Here is a 6,086-nt window from a genome sequence, read left to right on the forward strand (position 1 = left end):
TTACCCCCCAAATCAATGTCGAATTCCGGCCAGCGTGTTTGACGGGGCGCCTTAGATCAAGATCAAAAGCCAAAGCCAAAGCCAGAGCAACAGCAACAGCACGCAGTTGTGTAGAAACCCATGCCTACGGCGGGTAACAAATTGGACAAGCTCTGTCGCCTTTTCTTACGAGCTGATACGGATCTGGCACCCTTGTTGCTACCTCCCTTAGTAATTGCGGCGTAGCGTCAAAAAAATACGGGTTGTCGGAGAGAGAAGGTCATGAGCCAGGGTATTGAGTTCAATCGGTTGATGTTGGATATGCGCTCCATGCAGATGGATGCCATGGCTCAACCGAAATCCGTCGCGCCAGCGCCGGAGTTGGGCCAAAGCAATTTTGCCGACATGCTCGGCCAGGCCATCAATAAAGTCAGTGATACCCAGCAAGCCTCCAACCAGTTGGCCAACGCGTTCGAGATCGGCAAAAGCGGCGTGGACCTCACCGATGTGATGGTCGCCTCGCAAAAGGCCAGCGTCTCCTTCCAGGCCCTGACCCAAGTGCGTAACAAGCTGGTCCAGGCTTATCAAGACATCATGCAGATGCCGGTTTAAGGGCGAGATTTAAGTCATGGCAGAAGCAGTCTCCGACAACGTCCCCGCCAAGACAGACGGCAAGCCGCCGCTGTTTGGCCTGTCGTTCCTGGAAAACCTCTCGGAAATGACCATGTTGCGTCAGGTGGGCCTGATGGTCGGCCTGGCTGCCAGCGTGGCGATTGGTTTTGCCGTGGTGTTGTGGTCGCAGCAACCCGATTACCGTCCGTTGTACGGCAGCCTGGCGGGCATGGATTCCAAGCAGATCATGGAAACCCTGGCCGCCGCCGACATTGCCTACACCGTAGAGCCCAACTCCGGTGCCTTGCTGGTCAAGGCTGACGACGTGGCCCGTGCGCGCATGAAGCTGGCCGCCGCCGGCGTGACGCCGTCCGACAGCAATATCGGTTTCGAGATCCTCGACAAGGACCAGGGCCTGGGCACCAGCCAGTTCATGGAAGCCACCCGCTACCGTCGTGGCCTCGAAGGCGAACTGGCGCGCACCATCTCCAGCCTCAACAACGTCAAGGGTGCGCGTGTGCACCTGGCCATTCCGAAAAGCTCGGTGTTTGTGCGCGATGAGCGCAAGCCCAGCGCCTCGGTGTTGGTGGAGCTGTTTTCCGGGCGCTCCCTGGAGCCTGGCCAAGTCATGGCGATCATCAATCTGGTGGCCACCAGCGTTCCAGAGCTGAGCAAGTCGCAGATCACCGTGGTCGACCAGAAGGGCAACCTGTTGTCCGACATGGCCGAAAACTCCGCGCTGACCCAGGCCGGCAAGCAGTTCGACTACAGCCGCCGCATGGAGAGCATGCTCACCCAGCGCGTGCATAACATTCTGCAACCGGTACTGGGCAACGATCGCTACAAAGCCGAAGTGTCGGCCGACGTGGACTTCAGCGCGGTCGAGTCGACTTCCGAGCAGTTCAACCCTGACCAGCCCGCGCTGCGCAGCGAGCAGTCCACCAGTGAACAACGCACCGCCAGCAATGGCCCGCAAGGCGTGCCGGGGGCCTTGAGCAACCAGCCGCCGTCACCGGCCTCCGCGCCGCAAACCACCGGTGCGCGGCAGCCACGGCCGGCGCGATCCAGCCTGGCCAACCGTTGTTGGATGCCAACGGCCAGCAGATCATGGACCCGGCCACCGGCCAGCCGATGCTCGCGCCGTACCCGGCGGACAAGCGTAACCAGTCGACCAAGAACTTCGAGCTTGACCGCTCCATCAGCCACACCAAGCAGCAACAAGGCCGCGTCAATCGCCTGTCGGTGTCGGTGGTGGTCGATGACCAGGTCAAGGTCAATCCGGCCGATGGCGCCGTGACCCGCGCCCCGTGGAGCGCCGACGAATTGGCGCGCTTCACTCGCCTGGTGCAGGACGCCGTCGGTTTTGACGCCAGCCGCGGTGACAGCGTCAGCGTGATCAACATGCCGTTCTCCGCCGAGCGTGGCGAAACCATCGCCGAGCCTGCGTTCTACTCGCAACCGTGGTTCTGGGACATCGTCAAGCAAGTGCTGGGTGTGTTGTTCATCCTGGTACTGGTGTTCGGTGTGCTGCGTCCGGTGCTCAACAACATCACCGGCAATGGCAAGAAACAACTGGCGGCTTTTGGCGGCGGCGACGTCGAGTTGGGCGGCATGGGCGGCCTCGATGGCGAACTGGCCAACGACCGCGTGAGCCTGGGTGGCCCGCAAAGCATCCTGTTGCCAAGCCCGAGCGAAGGTTACGACGCTCAGCTGAACGCAATCAAAAGTCTGGTGGCAGAAGACCCGGGTCGTGTGGCCCAGGTCGTGAAAGAGTGGATTAATGCAGATGAGTGATCGAGCCGCTGTTGCCAAACTGACCAAGGTCGACAAAGCCGCTGTATTGCTGCTGTCGCTGGGTGAGACCGACGCCGCCCAGGTGCTGCGTCACATGGGACCCAAAGAGGTCCAGCGCGTGGGTGTGGCCATGGCGCAAATGCGCAACGTGCACCGTGAGCAAGTCGAACAGGTGATGAGCGAGTTCGTCGAGATCGTCGGCGACCAGACCAGCCTGGGCGTCGGGTCCGACAGCTACATCCGCAAGATGCTCACCTCGGCCCTCGGCGAAGACAAGGCCAACGGCCTGATCGACCGTATCCTGTTGGGCGGCAACACCAGCGCCTCGACAGTCTGAAATGGATGGAACCGCGCGCCGTTGCCGACGTGATCCGCTACGAGCACCCGCAGATCCAGGCGATCGTGGTGGCGTACCTCGACCCCGACCAGGCCGGTGAAGTGCTGGGCCACTTCGATCATAAAGTGCGCCTGGACATCATCCTGCGCGTGTCGTCGTTGAATACCGTACAGCCGGCGGCCTTGAAAGAACTGAACACGATTCTGGAGAAGCAGTTCTCCGGCAACTCGAATGCCTCGCGCACCACCCTGGGCGGCATCAAGCGTGCGGCCGATATCATGAACTTCCTCGACAGCTCGGTCGAAGGTCAGTTGATGGACTCGATCCGCGAGATCGACGACACGCTGTCCGGCCAGATCGAAGACTTGATGTTCGTGTTCAACAACCTCTCCGATGTCGACGACCGTGGCATCCAGGCGTTGCTGCGTGAAGTGTCGTCCGACGTGCTGGTGCTGGCCCTCAAGGGCTCGGACGAAGGCGTCAAGGAAAAGATCTTCAAGAACATGTCCAAGCGCGCGTCCGAACTGTTGCGCGACGACCTCGAGGCCAAGGGCCCGGTGCGCGTCAGCGACGTGGAAACCGCACAGAAAGAAATCCTCACCATTGCCCGCCGTATGGCCGAAGCCGGAGAAATCGTTCTCGGCGGGAAGGGCGGCGAAGAAATGATCTAAGGCGCCCCGCATGTCGAACAAAGATGAGGCGCCCAGCGATCTGATTCGCGCACGGGATGTCGGTGGGTTCGACATCTGGTCGTTGCCCAGTTTCGACCCGCATGTGCCGGAGCCCGAGCCGGAACCGGTGGTCGAACTGCCGGTGGAAATGGAAGAAGTGCCGCTGGAAGAAGTCCAGCCGCTGACCCTCGAAGAGTTGGAAAGCATCCGCCAGGAGGCCTACAACGAAGGCTTCGCGGCCGGTGAAAAAGATGGTTTTCGCAGCACCACGCTCAAGGTGCGCCAGGAAGCGGAGGCGGCGCTGAGCGTCAAGCTGGCCAGCCTGGAGCGCTTGATGGGCGTGCTGTTCGACCCCATCGCCGAGCAGGACTCGCAGCTCGAAAAAGTCATGGTGCGCCTGGTGGAACACATCGCTCGCCAAGTGATCCAGCGCGAACTGGTACTGGACTCCAGCCAGATCGAAAGCGTGATGCGCGAGGCCCTCAAGCTCCTGCCCCTGGGGGTCGGCAATGTGCGGCTGTACATCAACCCGCAGGATTTCGAACAGGTCAAAGCCCTGCGCGAGCGCCATGAAGAAACCTGGCGCATCGTCGAAGACGCCGCGCTGCAGCCCGGTGGTTGCCGCGTCGAAACCGAACACAGCCGCATCGATGCCACGGTGGAAACCCGCATCAGCCAGATCATGGCCAAGCTGTTGGACCAGCAGCACGAGCAAGCGTTGAACCCGGCCGAACCCGACCTGAGCGTGGACCTGGACACCGCCGATGCGCCTTGATCGCACCAGCTTCACCAAGCGCCTGGACGGCTACGTCGAGGCCACCGAGCTGCCCGGCCAGCCGATCCTCGAAGGGCGTCTGTTGCGCATGGTCGGCCTGACCCTCGAAGCCGAAGGCCTGCGCGCCGCCATGGGCAGCCGCTGCATGGTGATCAACGACGACAGCTACCACCCGGTACAGGTCGAAGCCGAGGTGATGGGCTTTTCCGGCACCAAGATATTCCTCATGCCGGTTGGCAGCCTGGCCGGTATCGCCCCCGGTGCGCGCGTAGTGCCGCTGGCCGACACCGGGCGCCTGCCGATGGGCATGAGCATGCTCGGCCGGGTGCTGGACGGTGCCGGTCGCGCGCTGGACGGCAAAGGCGGCATGAAGGCCGAAGACTGGGTGCCAATGGACGGCCCGACCATCAACCCGCTCAATCGCAACCCCATCAGCGTGCCGCTGGACGTGGGGATTCGCAGCATCAACGGTTTATTGACGGTCGCCGCGGCCAGCGTCTGGGTCTGTTCGCCGGTACCGGCGTGGGTAAGTCGGTGTTGCTGGGCATGATGACCCGCTTCACCGAAGCCGACATCATTGTGGTCGGGCTGATCGGTGAGCGGGGCAGGGAGGTGAAGGAATTCATCGAGCACAGCCTGGGTGAAGAAGGCCTCAAGCGCTCGGTGGTCGTTGCTTCACCGGCCGATGATGCGCCGCTGATGCGCCTGCGCGCCGCTATGTACTGCACGCGTATCGCCGAATATTTTCGCGACAAGGGCAAGAACGTCCTGTTGCTGATGGACTCGCTCACGCGTTTCGCCCAGGCCCAGCGGGAAATCGCCCTGGCCATCGGCGAGCCGCCGGCGACCAAGGGCTACCCGCCTTCGGTGTTCGCCAAGTTGCCCAAACTGGTGGAGCGTGCCGGTAACGCCGAGGCCGGCGGGGGCTCGATCACCGCGTTCTATACCGTATTGTCCGAAGGCGATGACCAGCAAGACCCCATCGCCGACTCGGCGCGGGGCGTGCTCGACGGCCACATCGTGCTGTCGCGCCGTCTGGCGGAAGAAGGGCACTACCCGGCCATCGATATCGAAGCGTCCATCAGCCGGGTGATGCCGGCGGTGGTCACGCCGGAACATATGATCCGCGCGCAGCAGTTCAAGCAATTGTGGTCGCGCTATCAACAGAGTCGCGACCTGATCAGCGTGGGCGCCTACGTGGCCGGTGGCGATCGCGACACCGACCTTGCGATTGCCCTGCAACCGCAATTGGTGACCTACCTGCGCCAGGGTCTCAACGACAAGATCAGCATGGGCGAGAGCGAAGCGCATTTGCAGTCCATTTTCGCCCCCGCGCCAGGCGGCTAAGCCATGGCCAACAGCCGCGCCGCCCGCCTGGCCCCGGTGGTGGACATGGCCGAGAAGGCCGAAAAAGCCGCAGTCCAGCGCCTGGGTTACTTCCAGGGCCAGGTACGTCTGGCCGAAAGCAAGCTGGGCGATCTGGAGCGCTTTCGCAGCGAATACCAGCAGCAATGGATCGAGCGCGGCACAAAAGGCGTGTCGGGCCAGTGGCTGATGGGGTACCAGGGCTTTCTCAACCAGCTGGAAACCGCCGTGGGCCAGCAGCGCCAAAGCCTCGCCTGGCACCAGAACAACCTCGATAAAGCCCGTGAGAGTTGGCAAGCGGCGTTCGCCCGGGTCGAAGGCTTGCGCAAGCTGGTGCAGCGCTATATCGACGAGGCGCGGGCGCTGGAAGACAAGCGCGAGCAGAAACTGCTGGATGAACTGTCACAACGTCTTCCGCGCCAATCACAGTTCTGATTAATACAGCAGGGCGAATGTGAGAGGGGCCAGTCAATTAAGGGTGAACACTGTACCTGTGGCGAGGGAGCTTGCTCCGACGGCGGTGGGTCAGTCAATATATTTGTCACTGACCCAC

3 protein-coding genes and 3 pseudogenes are annotated in these 6,086 nt (G+C 62.1%); all 6 read left to right on the forward strand.

All coding sequences use genetic code 11. From position 1 onward, the window contains the following. Positions 1-261 precede the first annotated feature (261 nt). The 6 genes and pseudogenes from fliE (at position 262) to fliJ (ending at position 5,968) form a co-directional block, all read left to right on the forward strand. Entirely contained in the window at positions 262-591 is a 330-nt protein-coding gene (fliE, locus tag JWR98_RS28045; RefSeq protein ID WP_078734109.1) for a flagellar hook-basal body complex protein FliE, read from the forward strand. Between the two features lie 16 nt (positions 592-607). After that, positions 608-2,385 (forward strand): annotated as a pseudogene (fliF, locus tag JWR98_RS28050) (flagellar basal-body MS-ring/collar protein FliF). Next, positions 2,378-3,393 (forward strand): annotated as a pseudogene (gene fliG, locus JWR98_RS28055) (flagellar motor switch protein FliG). The pseudogenes fliF and fliG overlap by 8 nt, the downstream one beginning before the upstream one ends. Positions 3,394-3,403: 10 nt before the next feature. Further along, positions 3,404-4,168, forward strand: coding sequence for a flagellar assembly protein FliH (gene fliH / locus JWR98_RS28060; protein ID WP_205491789.1), 765 nt, complete (start codon positions 3,404-3,406; stop codon positions 4,166-4,168). Beyond that, positions 4,158-5,515, forward strand: a pseudogene (fliI, locus tag JWR98_RS28065) (flagellar protein export ATPase FliI). Before fliH ends, fliI begins: the two are co-directional and overlap by 11 nt. A 3-nt stretch (positions 5,516-5,518) precedes the next feature. Beyond that, positions 5,519-5,968 (forward strand): flagellar export protein FliJ, encoded by a 450-nt coding sequence (gene fliJ, locus JWR98_RS28070; protein WP_078734105.1) that lies wholly within the window; start codon positions 5,519-5,521, stop codon positions 5,966-5,968. Positions 5,969-6,086 lie beyond the last annotated feature (118 nt).

Origin of the sequence: Pseudomonas lactucae (assembly GCF_016937615.1) — a bacterium.
Lineage (GTDB): Bacteria > Pseudomonadota > Gammaproteobacteria > Pseudomonadales > Pseudomonadaceae > Aquipseudomonas > Aquipseudomonas lactucae.

Coding starts and splice junctions, on each gene's coding strand:
- fliH (WP_205491789.1), top strand. CDS start 3,404: ATGTCGAACAAAGATGAGGCGCCCAGCGATCTGATTCGCGCACGGGAT.
- fliE (WP_078734109.1), top strand. CDS start 262: ATGAGCCAGGGTATTGAGTTCAATCGGTTGATGTTGGATATGCGCTCC.
- fliJ (WP_078734105.1), top strand. CDS start 5,519: ATGGCCAACAGCCGCGCCGCCCGCCTGGCCCCGGTGGTGGACATGGCC.